The following is a 15,513-nucleotide window of genomic DNA, read 5'->3' on the forward strand; positions in this document are numbered from 1 at the left end:
CCATGGAATTTCGCCTGGCAGGCCGCTCAAGCGCCGCACATTCGCTGGTCTCGTGGCTCGCCTCGGAGGCACCCGACGACCATGTGCGCATCGTCACGGGCGACGCCGGCTGCGGCAAGAGCTGGCTGACGGCCTGGCTGGCGATGGCGGCCGACACGGAGGCCCGGGCGTTCCTCGACCCGTCCGTGGCACCGGCCGCGCCGCCCGACGCCTTCGACCTCGTGCTGGAGACCCGGGGCCGTACGCAGCGCGAGATCCAGGCGGAGATCGAGCGGGCGCTGCTGCCGGGCAGTGCGCCCGACGGCCCCTTCCCGGCCGGGATGTGGCTCCCCACGCCCTCGTTGTACCGGGCGGCCAAGCGCCGTGGCACCCCGTTCACGGTGGCGCTGCTGGACACCGCGCTGGCCGGGCGTACGTCGCTGAGCCAGGTGCCCGAGCGGCTGACCGACGAGGTGCTGCTCCCGCTGGTGCAGCCGGGCGGCGCGACCCGCAAGCGGCTGGACAACGGCGCCGAGCCGCTGCGGATCCTGCTCGACCTGCCGAGGGCGCAGGCCGAACGCCTGGTGCGGCGGGCCAAGTTGCCCGCGCACGCCCTGATCGATCTGGACAGTGCCGCCTTCGCGCCGGACCGTGCCGCGTTCCGCGCGTGGGTGCGTGACCTGCTGTCCGTGGCGGGCTCCGCCTACGAGGGCGAGGAGGCCGCGGCCGACGCCGCGGCCGACGCCGTCACCGCGAGTGCCTGGCCCAACTTCCTGCTCGCGGAGACGCTGTCCATGGATCTGCGGGCGCGCGAGGAACCCTGGGTTCCGGACGACGCGGCGCCGTTGCCGACCTCGCTGGAGGACGCCTGGCGCTTCTACCTGTCCTCCTTCGGGGAGGCCGCCGACGAGGTGGGGCTGGCGCTCACCCCGGTGGTGCTGGCCGAGGGGGACACGGGGATGCCCGTCCCGCTCGCCGCGCGTGCCGTCTCGGCGCTCAGCGGCCGGCCGACGTCCGAAGAGGCGCTCACCCGGGTGGTGGCCGCGTCGACCGCCTACATCGCGGAGGAGTTCGTCACGACGGGCCCCGACGACGGCCCCGGGAGCGCCCCCGCCGACGGTCCCGGCGCGGAATCCGCGCAGCCCGGTACGGAGTCCGCCTCGGGCCCCGGCCGGGTGCGTCATCTGCGGCTGCGTGACACCGCGCTGGCCGCCGCGGCCCGCAGGTCCTACGGGGCCGCGCTCCCCGAGCTGCAACGGAGGATCGCCACGGCGCTGGCCCCCCGTGCGGTGCTCACGGAGGCGGAGCGGGCCGGCGCCGGGCTGGAACCGCTCTCGCCCGAGGCCCGCTATGCGCTCGGCCCCGGCCTGGCGCACGCGGCCGAGGGGGGCGTGCTCGACGACGTCCTGGCCGATCCCGCCGTGGCGTTCCTCGTGGATCTGCCGTCCTTCGACGACGCGGACGGTCACGCCGGCCGGTCGCCGCTGCCCGAGGTGCGGGCCCGCCGGCGCGCCCTGGGGCAGGCCTCGCGGCTCTACGGGGGGCCGCGGACCGGTCATGTCTCGGAGCACGCCTCGCGGCTGGGGCTCACCGCGTCGGTCTGCTGCGACCACGAACTGGCGGGCTGGCTGCAGCGGAACACGGTCCCTCTGATCTGGCGCACCCTCTGGTCGCACTGGCGGCCGCTGGGTGTCTTCGAGCCCGCGGAGTTCGACGGCGCCTGGCCCGGCCCGGTCGTGCTGCACGGCCGGCGCAGCGTCGAGGGCGGGCAGCAGTTCTGCACCCGCAGTGAACTGAACGGGCACTACCAGTGGTGGACGCTCGCGGACGGGACGCCCGTCGGGGAGTCGTCCACGAAACCGCCGGAGGTGTCCGAGGAGCCGTCCGGGGACGGCGGGACGGCTGACGGGCCGATGGAAGTGGTGCTGGACGAGCTCGACCCATGGGTGGGGGTACGGCCGGCCGGCGAGGAGTCTCCCGACGCCACGACGCTGGTGTGCCCCGAAGGACACGTCGGCGAGGTCCATCCGCTGCCCTCGGAGCGTGCGTTGCTGCTGGGCCGCAGCGGGATGATGCTCGTCGAGGTGGCGCAGGGGAAGCCGGGAGAGCGGGCGCTGCCGCCGCGGCCGCGCGGGCTCTCGTCGTGGTGGAGCGTGGACGACGCGCTCTACGGGGGCGGCGCGCTGACCTCTGAGCTGCTGGCGCCGCTGTTCTCCGTGGTCGGCCGGCCGGTACGGGCCGATCCGGAACGGCTCGGCCCGCTGGCTTCGCTCCCGGACACCGCCCGGCTGCTCACCGAGGTCGGCCTGCCGGCCGCCGAGTTCTGGTTCGAGGGGCTGGACCGGTTCGTGCCCACGCTGCCGCGCGCCGGCGGCGGGGACGACGACAGCGCCGGCGACGGGCCAGCGGCGAGTGGCCGTGTGGCGGCCTCCGTCCTCGGCTACGTGGGCGACGAGAGCACCCAACTGTGCGTCGAGCACGGCACCGGGCGCGTCATGCTGGCCAGCGGCGGGACGTTCGTGTGCCTGGTGAACAGCTCGCTGGATGCCTTTCTGCGCTGCTGGACGGTCGCGCTGAAGGCCGTCGTCGCCTCGAACGGCCGGGACGAGCAGGAGGAGCGGGAGTTCCGGGAGCATGTGCTGCGCCGGCTCGGCCGGATCGATCCCGCGGGTACGCGACGGGCGGTGAAGGGCTCGCTGACCACGATGTGGCCGCAGCTTGTCAGTGACAGCACGTACCTTCTCGAATAGCGCGCACGGGCGGTCGCCGGCCGGCGAGGGCGGTACGGCCACGGGTAAAAGGGACTCTTGCAGATGAGCAGCAATCACACGAACGGCGGCGGGGCCCCGCTGGGCACCGGTCTCGGGTACACCGCGGTGTGCCGGTACCGCGACGGCGAGGGCGCGGAGCACACACAACTGGCCCGCAGCGGGCCGGGACGCCCGCATCCCGAGTGGCAGTTGGTCGACCACCTCGCACAGCTGGGCATCCGTCCCGAGGACGTGGTGGAGCTGTACACCGAATTGCAGGCGTGCGCGCTGCCCGGCGGGAATTGCGCCGCGCTGATCGTCCGTTCCTGGCCGGCGGTGCGGGTCAGCCACACCGTGGACTACGGACCGGACGCCCGCTCCCGGGCCAGGGGCCAGGAGAAGCTGTACGAGCACGCCGCCGGCCTGGCCCGGCGGGAGGGGAAGCCGCTGGCCGCGCGTCCCGGCCGGCTGCCCCTGCCGACCCGGCCGGAGGGTGCGGCGGCCGCGGTGTCCGCCGATCCCGCGGCGGCCCGTGGCGAGGTGCTCGACGCATTCGGCGCGGAGGCGGTGGTACGGCGCGACGCGGAGGAGCTCGCGGACAGCGCGCTGCCCGGATCCGCCGTCGAGGCCCTCACCCGGACCGGTCTGCCCGCGGAGTTCGCGCCGTTCTTCCGGATGGCGCCCACGTCCCCGGCCGTGGTGGATCTGCCGGCCTGGGCCGAGCTGGGTGGCGACCCGCTCAAGCCGCATCTCAAGGAGTTCTACGACTCCTACGGCTACCTCCGGATCGGCGAGGACTTCGGGCGGGAGATCTGCGTCGAGCCGGGGACGGGCAAGGTGTGGGCCGTCGAACTCCGGTCGGGCTGGGCCTCGTTCGTCAATTCCGACCTGGAGTCCTTCGCCCGCTGTCTCGCCCTGCTGAAGCGGCGCTGGGCACCGCGGCGCGAGCTGAGCCCGGCCGCCGCGGCCCAGGACACCGCCCGTTTCCAGCAGGACCTGGCCGCCCTCGACCCGCAGAGCCTGGCGGGTCCGGCCCGCTGGTGGGCCATGATCGTGGAACAGATGTGGGACGGGTTGCTCTGAACCGGAGGCGGGTGGCGGCGGGCCCCGCGCGGTCCGACGCCACCTTCCCTCGATCTGCGGATTTCGTTGATCTGAGAGATTGCAGCAACGGATTCCCGCGCGATCTGGCCATGTCGCCATGGGATCAGTAGTATCCGGAGTCAGGGCCGGATGCCCCGGCGATCGGCGCGCCCCTGGTCGGGGCGGGCCGCCGTGAGGTGCCCGGGCCGTGCCCCGCACCCCTCGGAAGGGCCGTGATGACCTCCCCCTCGCCCGGCCGGACGCTGCCGGAGACCGCGCGCACCCGCCACCGCCGGCTGCGCGAGCAGGGCAGCCTGGACCGTGCCGCACTCGACGCCGTGCTGGCCGCCGGCTTCCTGTGCCACCTCGGCGTGCTCGTGGACGGCACGCCGATGGTGGTGCCCACGGTCTACGGCGCGGACGGCGACACGCTGTATTTCCACGGGTCGGTCGCCAGTCGCAGCCTGCTCGCCTCGCCCGGCGCCGAGGTGTGCGTGACGGTGACGCATGTCGACGGGCTGGTGCTGGCCCGCTCGGTGTTCGAGCACGGGGTCAACTACCGCAGCGCGATGGTCCACGGCACGCCCCGCCCGGTCACCGACCCGGAGGAGAAGCTCGCCGGGCTGCGCTGTCTGACCGAACAGGCGGCTCCCGGCCAGTGGGACTACGCCCGGCGCCCGAGCCGCAAGGAACTCGCCGCCACCTCGCTGCTCGCCCTCTCCCTCGACGAGGCGTCGGTGAAGATCCGGACGGGGCCGCCGGACGACGGCGACGGTGCGGACGCCGAACTCGGCCTGTGGGCCGGTGTGCTGCCCCTGCACACCACCTGGGGTGCGCTCGAACCGGACCCGGTGCTGCCCGCGGGGGTCGACCCACCGGCGCATCTCGCCGACCGTGCCACGTCCCCGGCCGGCCACCCCGGGCCGGACGCCGCCGGCTGACCCGACCGTCCGCGCCTCCCGGCGGCGTCACCGGCATCGGACACGGCACCCCGCCGGTCCTCTAGCGTGGAGGAATGGACGAGACCGGAGCGTCGCGGACACCGCCGGGCAGCGACGAGACCGCTTTTCCCGCCTTTCCCGCCTCTCACGCGGCGCGGTGCGGCGGGCTCGCCGAGCTGGACGCGCAGCTGGTCCGGTGCCGGGCCTGTCCGCGGCTGGTGGCCTGGCGGGAGCAGACCGGCGCGCAGCCGCGGGCGGCGTTCCGGGACTGGGAGTACTGGGCGCGGCCCGTCCCCGGGTTCGGGCCGTCGGACGCGCCGCTGGCCGTGGTCGGGCTGGCGCCGGCCGCGCACGGCGGCAACCGTACCGGCCGGATGTTCACCGGGGACGCCTCCGGCGACTTCCTGTTCGCGGCGCTGCACGCCGTCGGCCTCGCCTCCCGGCCCACCGCGACGCACCGCGGCGACGGCCTGGAGCTGTACGGGGTCCGGGTCACCTCGCCCGTCCACTGCGCGCCGCCGGAGAACAAGCCGACGCCCGACGAGCGCCGCACCTGCCGGCCGTGGCTGGCGGCGGAGCTGGAGCTGCTCAGCCCCCATCTGCGGGCGGTGCTGGTGCTGGGCGCGTTCGGCTGGCAGGCGCTGCTGCCCGTACTCGGTGAGGCGGGCTGGCCGCTGCCGCGCCCCCGGCCCGCGTTCGGCCACGGCGTGCGGCTGACCCTGCCCGCGACGGAGAACCGGCGCGAACTCCAGGTGCTGGGGAGCTATCACCCCAGCCAACGCAACACGTTCACCGGCCGGCTCACCTTCGAGATGCTCACCGCACTGCTCGCGCGCGCCGCCGGACTCGCGGGGCTGGAGCGTCCGGGCGGCTGAGGCGCCACCGGGCCGGGGCTCCGTGGGGCCGGCCGGTGGTCGCCGGATGCGGAGGGAAAGCGGGAGCGCCCGGCCGCCCTGCCCTGTCACCGGGCGCCGTACACCGGGCCCGGCTTCTCGGCGGTGGCCAGCAGGCGCCGGGCGGCCTCGCCCGCTCCGGCCGGTGTCCAGCGGCTGCCCGCGTCCTCGGTGGGGCCGGGCCGCCAGCCCGCCATCACCGTGATCCGGCCGCCCTCGGCCTCGAAGACCCGGCCGGTGACGCCGGCGCTGTCGGCGGAGGACAGCCAGACCACCAGCGGGGAGACGTTCTCCGGGGCCATCGTGTCGAACTCCCCGTCGGCCGGGGCCGCCATCGTCGCGGCGAAGGTCCGCTCGGTCATCCGGGTGCGGGCGGCCGGCGCGATGGCGTTAATCTGGACGCCGTAGCGGGCCATCTCGGCGGCGGCGACGAGGGTGAGCCCGAGAATGCCGGCCTTGGCGGCGGAGTAGTTGCCCTGCCCGACGCTGCCCAGCAGCCCGGCGCCCGACGCGGTGTTGACGACCCGGGCGGCGGGAGTGCGGCCGGACTTGGCCTCGGCCCGCCAGTGCGCCGCGGCGTGCCGCAGCGGCAGGAAGTGGCCCTTGAGGTGGACGCGGATGACGGCGTCCCAGTCGTCCTCACCGAGGTTGACCAGCATCCGGTCGCGCAGGAATCCCGCGTTGTTCACCAGGGTGTCGAGCCGGCCGAAGGTGTCCAGGGCGGTGGCGACGAGGGAAGCGGCGCCGTCGGTGGTGGTGATGTCGCCGCTGTGGGCGACGGCCCGGCCGCCCTGCGCACGGATCTCGTCGGCGACCCGCTGGGCCGGTCCGGCCGAGGTGCCGGCACCGTCGGCGGCCACCCCGAGGTCGTTCACCACGACGTGGGCGCCCTCCGCGGCGAGGGCCAGCGCATGGGCCCGGCCCAGGCCGCGGCCGGCTCCGGTGACGACGGCGACCCGTCCGGCGCAGATTCCGGTCATGTCGGTTCTCCTTGGCGGCTTCGGTTCCGGTGAGGGGCCTCGGCGGGGCGGGCGGCGTGGGCCGGTCCCCGCCGGTCGGGGCCGGGGTTGCCCGGCCCGCGTCACGGGCCTCCCGGGGTGGGCTGGTTGACGGTGGCGGCGTCGAGGAAGGCGGGGCGCTCCCCGCCGCCGTGGACGAGCAGGCTGGCGCCGCTCAGATAGGCGGCGCGGTCGGAGGCGAGGAAGACGCAGGCGTCGCCGATCTCGGCGGGTTCGGCGAGCCTGCCGGCCGGGACGGTGGCGCCGACGGCGGCGAGGCCCGCCTCGTCGCCGTAGTGCAGGGCGGACAGTTCGGTGCGCACCATGCCGAGGACGAGGGTGTTGACGCGGATCCGGGGCGCCCATTCGACGGCCATGGAGCGGGCGAGGTTCTCCAGCCCGGCCTTGGCCGCGCCGTAGGCGGCGGTGCCGGGCGACGGGCGGGCGCCGCTGACGCTGCCGATCATGATGACCGCGCCGCCGGCCGGCTGCTGCCGCATGACCTCGTACGCGGCGAGCGAAGCGGTCAGCGGCGCCAGGAGGTTGAGGGCGACGACCCGGGCGTGCCGGGCGGCGTCCGCCTGGCCGAGCAGCCCGTAGGGGGTGCCGCCGGCGTTGTTCACCAGGCAGTCCAGCCGGCCGTGCGCCGCCGCGACGCGGCCGAAGAACGTCTGGACGGCCTCGGCGTCGCGCAGGTCGACGGGGTGGAAGCGGGCGCTGCGCCCGGCCGCCGTGACGGGGGCCTCCGGTGGCCGGCGGGCGCAGATCACGACGTCGGAGCCGGCCCGCAGGAAGGCGCGGGCGATGCCGGCACCGACTCCCCGGGTGCCGCCGGTGACCACGGCGAGCTGTCCGGACAGATCGAGGGTCAGGCTCACTCGGCACCCTCCCGCAGCGCGCGGTCCGCTGCTAACTTCACTACCTAACAAACGCTTGGTGGAAAGGTAGCTGATCCGTCCATGGGTGTCTCCACCTCCAGGCCGGACCCCGGCATCGCCGTGGTCACCGTCGACTTCCCTCCGGTCAACGCCCTTCCCGTGCAGGGCTGGTACGACCTGGCCGGCGCCGTACGGGCCGCCGGCCTCGACCCGGACATCCGCTGTGTCGTCCTCGCCGCCGAGGGCCGCGGCTTCAACGCCGGTGTCGACATCAAGGAGTTGCAGCGCGACACCGCCGCCGGCGGCCACGGCGCCCTGGTCGGGGTCAACCGCGGCTGCGCCGAGGCGTTTTCGGCGGTCTACGCGTGCGAGGTCCCCGTCGTCGCGGCGGTGCACGGCTTCTGTCTGGGCGGCGGCATCGGGCTGGCCGGGAACGCGGACGCGATCGTGGCCAGCGAGGAGGCCACCTTCGGGCTGCCGGAGCTGGACCGCGGCGCCCTCGGCGCGGCCACCCATCTGGCCCGGCTGGTCCCGCAGCATCTGATGCGCGCGCTCTACTACACCTCGCGCACCGCCACCGCCGCCGAACTCCGCGCGCACGGCTCGGTGTGGAAGGTCGTCCCGCGCGCCGGACTGCGCCGTGCCGCGCTGGATCTGGCACGGGAGATCGCCCGGAAGGACGGTGCGCTGCTCCGCCTCGCCAAGGCCGCGATCAACGGCATCGACCCCGTGGACGTCCACCGCAGTTACCGCTTCGAGCAGGGCTTCACCTTCGAGGCGAACCTCAGCGGCGTCGCCGACCGCGTCCGCGACACCTTCGGCGCACCGTCCGGCGCGCCGGCGAAGGAAGGCTGACCGTGACCGACAAGACCATGACGCCCGAGGACGTCGTCTCCCGGCTGCGCAGCGGGATGACCCTGGGGATCGGCGGCTGGGGGGCACGCCGCAAGCCGATGGCGCTGGTGCGGGCGCTGTTGCGCTCCGACGTCACCGATCTGACCGTGATCTCCTACGGCGGTCCCGATGTCGGACTGCTCGCCGCCGCGGGCCGGATCCGCCGGCTCGTCGCGGCGTTCGTCACCCTCGACTCGATTCCGCTGGAGCCGCACTACCGCGCGGCGCGCCAGCGTGGTGCGTTCGAGCTGACGGAGATCGACGAGGCGATGTTCCTGTGGGGCCTGACCGCCGCCGCCCACCGGATGCCGTTCCTCCCCGTACGGGCCGGTCTCGGCTCGGACGTCATGCGGGTCAACCCGGGGCTGCGGACGGTGACCTCACCGTACGAGGACGGGGAGACCTTCGTCGCCGTGCCGGCGCTGCGGATGGACGCGGCGCTGGTCCATCTCCACCGCGCCGACCGGCTCGGGAACGGCCAGTACCTGGGTCCCGACCCGTACTTCGACGATCTGTTCTGCGAGGCCGCGGACCAGGCCTATGTCTCCTGCGAACGGCTCGTGGACGACTTCGCCACGGCCGCCCCGCAGACCCTGCTGGTCAGCCGGCACTCGGTGGCGGGAGTCGTCGAGACCCCGCACGGGGCGCACTTCACCTCCTGCGTCCCCGATCACGACCGTGACGAGGCCTTCCAGCGGCTCTACGCGACCACGCCCTGGCCGCGGTTCGCCGAACGGTTCCTGTCCGGCGACGAGCAGGCCTACCAGTCGGCCGTCCGGACCTGGCACGAGGAGCAGCAGTGAGCCCGACCACCACGGCCACCCGCGCCGAGTTCTGTGTGATCGCCTGCGCCGAGGCCTGGCGCGACAACGGGGAGGTGCTGGCCAGCCCGATGGGCCTGATCCCGTCCCTCGGCGCCCGGCTCGCCCGGCGGACCTTCTCCCCCGATCTGCTGCTGACCGACGGGGAGGCGACGCTCGTGGGTGCGGACGGGACGCCCGAGGGCTGGCTGCCCTACCGCCGGCACCTGGCCATGGTGACCGGCGGGAAGCGGCACGTGATGATGGGCGCGAGCCAGCTCGACCGCTTCGGCAACCAGAACATCTCCTGCATCGGCGACTGGCAGCGGCCGTCCCGCCAGCTCCTCGGTGTGCGCGGCGCACCCGTCAACACCCTGAACAATCCGGTCAGTTACTGGGTACCGACGCATTCGACGCGGGTCTTCGTCCAGCGGGTCGACATGATCTGCGGGGTCGGATACGACAGCGCGGCCGCCGCCGGCCCCTCCGCGACCCGCTACCACCGCATCCCTCGGGTCGTCTCCGACCTCGGCGTCTTCGACTTCGAGACCCCGGACCACTCGATGCGGCTTCTCTCCGTGCATCCGGGGGTGACCGTCGCCCAGGTCCAGGAGGCCACCGGCTTCCCGCTCGCGCTGCCCGCCGAGGTGGCGCACACCCGCGAGCCCACCGCGGCCGAACTCGCCCTGATCCGCAGGGAGCTGGACCCGGAGGGGCTGCGCGAGCGCGAGGTGCCGCAGGGATGACACCGCACCGGATCGAGACCCCGCTGACCCGGCTCGTCGGGGTGCGCCACCCCGTGGTGCAGACCGGCATGGGGTGGGTGGCCGGGCCCCGGCTGGTGTCGGCCGCGGCAGAGGCGGGCGCCCTGGGGATCCTGGCGTCGGCCACCATGACCACCGGGCAGCTGCGGGCGGCGGTCCGCGAGGTGGCGTCCCGTACGGAAGCCCCCTTCGGGGTCAACCTGCGGGCGGACGCGGCCGATGCGGGCGAGCGGGTGCGGATCCTCGTGGAGGAGGGCGTACGGGTCGCCTCGTTCGCCCTGGCTCCGTCCCGTGAGCTGATCGCGCGGCTCAAGGACGCGGGCGTCGTCGTCATCCCCTCGGTCGGCGCCCGCCGCCATGCCGAGAAGGTCGCGGCCTGGGGCGCGGACGCGGTCGTCGTGCAGGGCGGCGAGGGCGGCGGGCACACCGGGAGCGTGGCCACCAGCGTGCTGCTGCCGCAGGTGGTGGACGCGGTCGACATCCCGGTGATCGCCGCGGGCGGCTTCTTCGACGGCCGGGGCCTGGTCGCGGCGCTGGCCTACGGTGCGGCCGGGATCGCCATGGGGACCCGCTTCCTGCTGACCTCGGACAGCACCGTGCCACCGGCCGTCCAGGCCCGCTATCTGGCGGCCGCCGTCGGCGACATCACGGTCACCACGAAGGTGGACGGCATGCCGCACCGGATGCTGCGCAGTGAGCTGGTCGAGACGCTGGAGCGCGCCGGACGCACCGCCGCGTTGCTGCACGCGCTGCGCCGGGCCGCCGCGTTCCGGAAGCTGTCCGGTCTGAGCTGGGCGCAGCTGATCCGTGACGGTCTGGCGATGCGGCACGGCAGGGACCTCACCTGGAGTCAGGTCCTGCTCGCGGCCAACACCCCCATGCTGCTGCGGGCGTCGATGGTCGAGGGCCGTACCGACCTGGGGGTGATGGCCTCCGGGCAGGTCGCGGGGGTGATCGGGGACCTGCCGTCCTGCGCGGAACTCGTGGACCGGATCATGTCCGAGGCGCACGCGACGCTGACCGCGCTGCCGGGACCACCCGGTTGATGACCTGTCAGAGCCGTTCGATGATGGTGACGTTGGCCTGGCCGCCGCCCTCGCACATGGTCTGGAGGCCGAACCGGCCGCCGGTGCGCTCCAGTTCGTGCAGCAGCGTCGTCATCAGCCGGGCCCCGGTCGCGCCGAGCGGATGGCCCAGGGCGATGGCGCCGCCGTTGACATTGACCCGGTCCGGGTCGGCGCCGGTCTCCTCGATCCAGGCCAGGACCACCGGCGCGAACGCCTCGTTGATCTCGACCAGATCGATGTCGCCGATCGACATGCCCGCCTTCTTCAGCGCGTACGCGGTCGCCGGGATCGGTGCGGACAGCATCCGGATCGGGTCCTCGCCGCGCACCGACAGATGGTGGATGCGGGCCCGCGGGGTCAGACCGTGCGCGGCCACCGCCCGGTCGGAGGCCAGGAGCAGGGCGGCCGCGCCGTCGGAGACCTGGGAGGAGACCGCCGCGGTCAGCCGGCCGCCGGGGACGACCGGCGGCAGGGCGGCCATCCGCGCCAGGGAGGTGCCGCGGCGCGGGCCCTCGTCGGCGGTGACCTCCCCGTAGGGGACGGTCTCGCGGTCGAAGCGGCCCTCGTCCAGGGCGCGGACGGCCCGCCGGTGCGAACGGAGCGCGAACTCCTCCATGGCGGAACGGGAGAGGCGCCAGGCGTCGGCGATGAGTTCGGCGCCGTGGAACTGGTCGACGGGCGCTTCCCCGTAGCGCTCCCGCCAGCCCGCGGAGCCGGCGAACGGGCCGTCGGTCAGCCCCAGCGGTTCGGCGGCCCGGCGGCTGGCGAAGGCGATCGGGACCTGCGACATGTTCTGCACCCCGCCCGCGACGACCAGGTCCTGGGTGCCGGAGAGCACGGCCTGCGCCGCGAAGTGCACGGCCTGCTGGGAGGAGCCGCACTGGCGGTCGACGGTGACCCCGGGCACGTGCTCGGGCAGCCCGGCGGCCAGCCAGCAGGTCCGGGCGATGTCGCCGGCCTGCGGCCCCACCGCGTCCAGACAGCCGAAGACGACGTCCTCGACGGCGGCCGGATCGACGCCGCTGCGCGTCATCAGCGCGGTCAGCACGTGCGCGCCCAGATCGGCGGGGTGGACGGCCGAAAGCCCGCCGCCCCGCTTCCCGACCGGCGTGCGGACCGCTTCGATGAGATAGGCCTCGGGCATGGTGGTCTCCTGGTTCCGATTCTGCGGAGTCGGCGGCCGGCCGCGCAAGGCCCGGCCGGCGCTCCCCGTCTCAGGCGCGCTGGGAGCTGACGGACACCGTCTCCCCGGTCATGTACGAGGCGTAGTCGCAGGCCAGGAAGGTGATGACGGTGGCGATCTCCCAGGGCTCGGCGTAGCGGCCGAACGCCTCCCGTTCGGTCAGTTCCGCCAGCAGCTCGGGGGTGGTCACCTTCACCAGATGCGGGTGCATGGCGAGGCTGGGCGCGACCGCGTTGACACGTACGCCGTACTCGGCGGCCTCCACGGCGGCGCAGCGGGTCAGCGCCATCACGCCGGCCTTGGCCGCGGCGTAGTGGGCCTGGCCGCGCTGGGCGCGCCAGCCGACGACGGAGGCGTTGTTGACGATCACGCCGCCGCGGCCGGCCGCCCGCATCCGGCGCAGGGCGCCCCGGGTGCAGCGGAAGGTGCCGTTCAGGGTGGTATCGAGGACCGCGTCCCACTGTGCGTCGGTCATCTCGACCAGGTCGGCGGTGCCGCCGAGCCCGGCGTTGTTGACCACGATGTCGAGGCGGCCGTGGCGCTCCTCGGCCAGCGTCAGCAGGGCGCCCACCTGGTCCTCGTCGGTGACGTCGCACGGCAGGGACGCCACCCGGTCGGCGCCGAACTCCTCGGCGAGGGCCTCGGTGCTCTCCGTCAGGCGGCGCGCGTGGCGGTCGCCGAGGACCACCCGGGCGCCCTCTTCGAGGAATCTGCGGGCGGTGGCGCCGCCGATGCCGGCGCCGGCGGCCGCGGTGATGACGGCGGTCCGGCCGTCGAGCAGCCGGTGGCCGGGCACGTAGGGGGGCGAGGTCATGCGCGAGCCTCCTGGGCGGGCCGGGGCGGGCCCGGCGAGGGCGTGCCGCCGGGTCCCGGGGAGCGTGGCGGCCCTCGCCCGGGAGCTCTCGGCGGCGGGGGCCTCGACGCTGTTCCTGACGGTACGTTAATCTACCAAACACTTGTTAGGGAAGGAGTGCGGATGTCCGCCGCCCACGACGACGAGCCCCGGCCCGGCACACGCCCCGCACCACCCGCCGCCCTCCCCCTCCACGGGCCGCGCCCCCGCACCGCACCGGGGCCGTCCGCACGACGGGCGGCAGTGTGATGGACCTCGAATTCACCGCCGCGGAACGGGAGTTCCGGGATGAGGCCCGGTCCTGGCTGACCCGCCACGTCCCCGCCGTGCCACTGCCGTCACTGGAGACCGCCGAGGGTTTCGCGGCCCACCGGGAGTGGGAAGGCCGGCTCGCCGCGGACCGCTGGTCGGCCGTCTCCTGGCCCGAGGAACACGGCGGCCGCGGCGCCTCGCTCCTCCAGTGGCTGATCTTCGAGGAGGAGTATTACGCGGCGGGCGCCCCCGGACGGGTCAGCCAGAACGGCATCCACCTCCTCGCCCCGACGCTCTTCGCGCACGGCACCGACGAGCAACGCACCCGTCTCCTCGGCCCGATGGCACGCGGCGAGGTCATCTGGGCGCAGGCCTGGTCCGAGCCGGAGGCGGGGTCGGATCTGGCGTCGCTGCGCGCGAAGGCCGTCCGGACCGCCGGCGGCTGGCGCTTGAGCGGGCAGAAGACCTGGTCGTCCCGGGCCGCGTTCGCCGACCGCGCCTTCGGGCTGTTCCGCAGCGATCCGCACGCCCCCCGGCCGCACCAGGGCCTGACGTATCTGATGTTCCCGCTGGACGCGCCGGGTGTGACGGTCCGTCCGCTGGGCCGGCTGGACGGCAAGCCCGCCTTCGCCGAACTCTTCCTCGACGAGGTGTTCGTGCCCGACGCGGATGTCATCGGCGAGCCGGGCCAGGGCTGGCGGGCCGCGATGAGCACCGCCGGAAACGAGCGCGGCCTGACGCTGCGCAGCCCGGGCCGTTTCACCGCGGCCGCCGAGCGGCTGGCCGCGCTGTGGCGCGAGGCTCCCGAGGCACTCGCCGGGCCGCTGACCGACCGGGTCGCCGATGCGGTGATCGGCGCCCGCGCCTACCAGCTGTTCGGCTACGCCCAGGCCTCCCGCCTCACCACCGGGGACGACGGCACGCCCGCCGGCGACCTCGGCGCCGCCGCCAGCCTGAACAAGGTCTTCTGGTCCGAGCTGGACCTCGCCCTCCACGAGACCGCCCTGGACCTGCTCGGCCCGGCCGGGACGCTCGCCGACGACGCCGACGAGGCCCCCGCGCAGGGGCGTTGGGCCGAGGGGTACACCTTCTCCCTGGCCGGGCCGATCTACGCCGGCACCAACGAGATCCAGCGCGACCTCATCGCCGAGCGGCTGCTCGGCCTGCCGAAGGGACGCCGGTGATGCGGTTCCTGCCGAGCGCCGAGCAGCGGGAGTTCGCCCGCGCGCTGGACGGCATGCTGACGGCCTCGGACACCCCGGCCGTGACCCGGGCCTGGGCGGAGGGGGACCACAAGCCGGGCCGCTCGCTGTGGGCGCGGCTCGCCGAGGCGGGCGTGTTCGGGCTCGCGGTGTCCGCCCGGCACGGCGGGATGGGACTGCTGCCCGTCGAACTCACCATAGCTTTCGAAGAGTTGGGACGGCATGCGGTGCCGGGGCCGCTGGTGGAGACGGTGGCGGCGGCCGCGCTGCTGGAGCGCCTCGACGCGGGCGCCGCCGGCGCGGAGTGGCTGCCGCGGATCGCCGCGGGCGAGGCGCTCGTCGGGCTGTGCGCCGACGGCCCGTACGCCCTGGACGCGGACGCCGCCGACGCCGTCCTGGTCGTCGAGGGCGACAGGATGCACCGCGCCGAGGGCCACGGCCCCCCGCAGGCCTCGCTCGACCCGGCCCGGCGGCTGTTCCGCCCGCTGGGCGGGCCGGTGCTCGCCCACGGCCCGGCGCTGGCCGCGGCCGCCGTCCACGCCCTGGACCTCGCACGGCTCGTCACCGCCGCGCAGTCGCTCGGCCTGGGGCGCGCCCTGCTGGCGCAGACGGTCTCGCACGTCACCCGGCGCACCCAGTTCGGGGTGCCGATCGGCTCGTTCCAGGCGGTCAAACACCGGCTCGCCGACACCCTCATCGCGCTGGAGTTCGCCCGGCCGCTGGTCCACGGGGCGGCGCTGGCGCTGGCCGCGGGCGTGCCGTCGGCCGGCCGGGAGGTGGCCGCGGCGAAGGTGGCGGCGGGCGAGGCCGGTCACGCGGCGGCCCGCACGGCACTGCAGCTGCACGGCGCCCTCGGGTACACCGACGAGCCGGCCCTCTCCCTGTGGATCCGCAAGGCCCGCCCGCTGCGGGACGCCTGGGGGACACCGGCCGACTGCCGACGCCGGGTGCTGGCCGGCTGACCGGGCCCGGCGTC

General features: G+C 75.0%; 14 protein-coding genes. 10 read left to right on the forward strand and 4 right to left on the reverse strand.

Translation table 11 applies throughout. From position 1 onward, the window contains the following. Positions 1-2: 2 nt before the first annotated feature. The 4 genes from ACQP17_RS02410 (at position 3) to ACQP17_RS02425 (ending at position 5,628) form a co-directional block, all read left to right on the forward strand. Entirely contained in the window at positions 3-2,729 is a 2,727-nt protein-coding gene (locus ACQP17_RS02410; RefSeq protein ID WP_433854708.1) for an SUKH-4 family immunity protein, read from the forward strand. 63 nt (positions 2,730-2,792) lie between these two features. Further along, positions 2,793-3,812 carry an SUKH-4 family immunity protein gene (locus ACQP17_RS02415; protein ID WP_433854709.1) on the forward strand — a complete coding sequence of 340 codons (1,020 nt, stop codon included), beginning with the start codon at positions 2,793-2,795 and terminating at the stop codon, positions 3,810-3,812. 236 nt (positions 3,813-4,048) lie between these two features. Further along, complete coding sequence (locus ACQP17_RS02420; RefSeq protein ID WP_433854710.1) at positions 4,049-4,753, forward strand: pyridoxamine 5'-phosphate oxidase family protein; 705 nt, start codon at positions 4,049-4,051, stop codon at positions 4,751-4,753. Positions 4,754-4,827: 74 nt separating this feature from the next. Beyond that, a complete protein-coding gene (locus ACQP17_RS02425) occupies positions 4,828-5,628 on the forward strand; it encodes a uracil-DNA glycosylase (RefSeq protein WP_433854711.1) in 801 nt (266 codons plus the stop codon). Positions 5,629-5,714: 86 nt separating this feature from the next. Here the strand turns inward: ACQP17_RS02425 and ACQP17_RS02430 are convergent, their stop codons facing one another. Further along, positions 5,715-6,626 (reverse strand): SDR family oxidoreductase, encoded by a 912-nt coding sequence (locus tag ACQP17_RS02430; RefSeq protein ID WP_433854712.1) that lies wholly within the window; start codon positions 6,624-6,626, stop codon positions 5,715-5,717. Positions 6,627-6,727: 101 nt separating this feature from the next. Further along, positions 6,728-7,522 (reverse strand): SDR family oxidoreductase, encoded by a 795-nt coding sequence (locus ACQP17_RS02435; protein ID WP_433854713.1) that lies wholly within the window; start codon positions 7,520-7,522, stop codon positions 6,728-6,730. Between the two features lie 81 nt (positions 7,523-7,603). Between ACQP17_RS02435 and ACQP17_RS02440 the strand changes: the two genes are divergently transcribed. From ACQP17_RS02440 to ACQP17_RS02455, 4 genes are read left to right on the forward strand one after another with little or no spacing between them, the layout of a single operon-like run. Next, positions 7,604-8,377: an enoyl-CoA hydratase family protein gene (locus ACQP17_RS02440; RefSeq protein WP_433854714.1), complete on the forward strand. Its 774-nt coding sequence runs from the start codon at positions 7,604-7,606 to the stop codon at positions 8,375-8,377. 2 nt (positions 8,378-8,379) lie between these two features. Then, positions 8,380-9,219: a CoA transferase subunit A gene (locus tag ACQP17_RS02445; protein ID WP_433854715.1), complete on the forward strand. Its 840-nt coding sequence runs from the start codon at positions 8,380-8,382 to the stop codon at positions 9,217-9,219. Next, the gene (locus tag ACQP17_RS02450) at positions 9,216-9,962 is read left to right on the forward strand and encodes a CoA-transferase subunit beta (RefSeq protein WP_433854716.1); all 747 of its coding nucleotides are present in this window, start codon (positions 9,216-9,218) and stop codon (positions 9,960-9,962) included. The genes ACQP17_RS02445 and ACQP17_RS02450 overlap by 4 nt, the downstream gene beginning before the upstream one ends. A gap of 11 nt (positions 9,963-9,973) precedes the next feature. Next, positions 9,974-11,026 (forward strand): NAD(P)H-dependent flavin oxidoreductase, encoded by a 1,053-nt coding sequence (locus ACQP17_RS02455; RefSeq protein WP_433859813.1) that lies wholly within the window; start codon positions 9,974-9,976, stop codon positions 11,024-11,026. 7 nt (positions 11,027-11,033) lie between these two features. Here the strand turns inward: ACQP17_RS02455 and ACQP17_RS02460 are convergent, their stop codons facing one another. Further along, positions 11,034-12,191: an acetyl-CoA C-acetyltransferase gene (locus tag ACQP17_RS02460; protein WP_433854717.1), complete on the reverse strand. Its 1,158-nt coding sequence runs from the start codon at positions 12,189-12,191 to the stop codon at positions 11,034-11,036. Positions 12,192-12,261: 70 nt separating this feature from the next. Further along, entirely contained in the window at positions 12,262-13,044 is a 783-nt protein-coding gene (locus ACQP17_RS02465) for an SDR family oxidoreductase (protein WP_433854718.1), read from the reverse strand. Between the two features lie 287 nt (positions 13,045-13,331). On the opposite strand from ACQP17_RS02465, the gene ACQP17_RS02470 reads away from it, so the two are divergent. Together ACQP17_RS02470 and ACQP17_RS02475 are read left to right on the forward strand one after the other, a co-directional pair. Then, a complete protein-coding gene (locus tag ACQP17_RS02470) occupies positions 13,332-14,519 on the forward strand; it encodes an acyl-CoA dehydrogenase family protein (protein WP_433854719.1) in 1,188 nt (395 codons plus the stop codon). Further along, positions 14,519-15,499, forward strand: coding sequence for an acyl-CoA dehydrogenase family protein (locus ACQP17_RS02475; RefSeq protein WP_433854720.1), 981 nt, complete (start codon positions 14,519-14,521; stop codon positions 15,497-15,499). Before ACQP17_RS02470 ends, ACQP17_RS02475 begins: the two co-directional genes overlap by 1 nt. Positions 15,500-15,513: the final 14 nt, after the last annotated feature.

Source organism: Streptomyces kronopolitis (assembly GCF_050953795.1).
Lineage (GTDB): Bacteria > Actinomycetota > Actinomycetes > Streptomycetales > Streptomycetaceae > Streptomyces > Streptomyces kronopolitis_A.

What these genes read in the sequence shown, in the direction of transcription:
- ACQP17_RS02420 (WP_433854710.1), top strand. Translation starts at nt 4,049, where the DNA reads ATGACCTCCCCCTCGCCCGGCCGGACGCTGCCGGAGACCGCGCGCACC.
- ACQP17_RS02430 (WP_433854712.1), bottom strand. Translation starts at nt 6,626, where the DNA reads ATGACCGGAATCTGCGCCGGACGGGTCGCCGTCGTCACCGGAGCCGGC.
- ACQP17_RS02440 (WP_433854714.1), top strand. Translation starts at nt 7,604, where the DNA reads ATGGGTGTCTCCACCTCCAGGCCGGACCCCGGCATCGCCGTGGTCACC.
- ACQP17_RS02410 (WP_433854708.1), top strand. Translation starts at nt 3, where the DNA reads ATGGAATTTCGCCTGGCAGGCCGCTCAAGCGCCGCACATTCGCTGGTC.
- ACQP17_RS02465 (WP_433854718.1), bottom strand. Translation starts at nt 13,044, where the DNA reads ATGACCTCGCCCCCCTACGTGCCCGGCCACCGGCTGCTCGACGGCCGG.
- ACQP17_RS02415 (WP_433854709.1), top strand. Translation starts at nt 2,793, where the DNA reads ATGAGCAGCAATCACACGAACGGCGGCGGGGCCCCGCTGGGCACCGGT.
- ACQP17_RS02425 (WP_433854711.1), top strand. Translation starts at nt 4,828, where the DNA reads ATGGACGAGACCGGAGCGTCGCGGACACCGCCGGGCAGCGACGAGACC.
- ACQP17_RS02470 (WP_433854719.1), top strand. Translation starts at nt 13,332, where the DNA reads ATGGACCTCGAATTCACCGCCGCGGAACGGGAGTTCCGGGATGAGGCC.
- ACQP17_RS02475 (WP_433854720.1), top strand. Translation starts at nt 14,519, where the DNA reads ATGCGGTTCCTGCCGAGCGCCGAGCAGCGGGAGTTCGCCCGCGCGCTG.
- ACQP17_RS02460 (WP_433854717.1), bottom strand. Translation starts at nt 12,191, where the DNA reads ATGCCCGAGGCCTATCTCATCGAAGCGGTCCGCACGCCGGTCGGGAAG.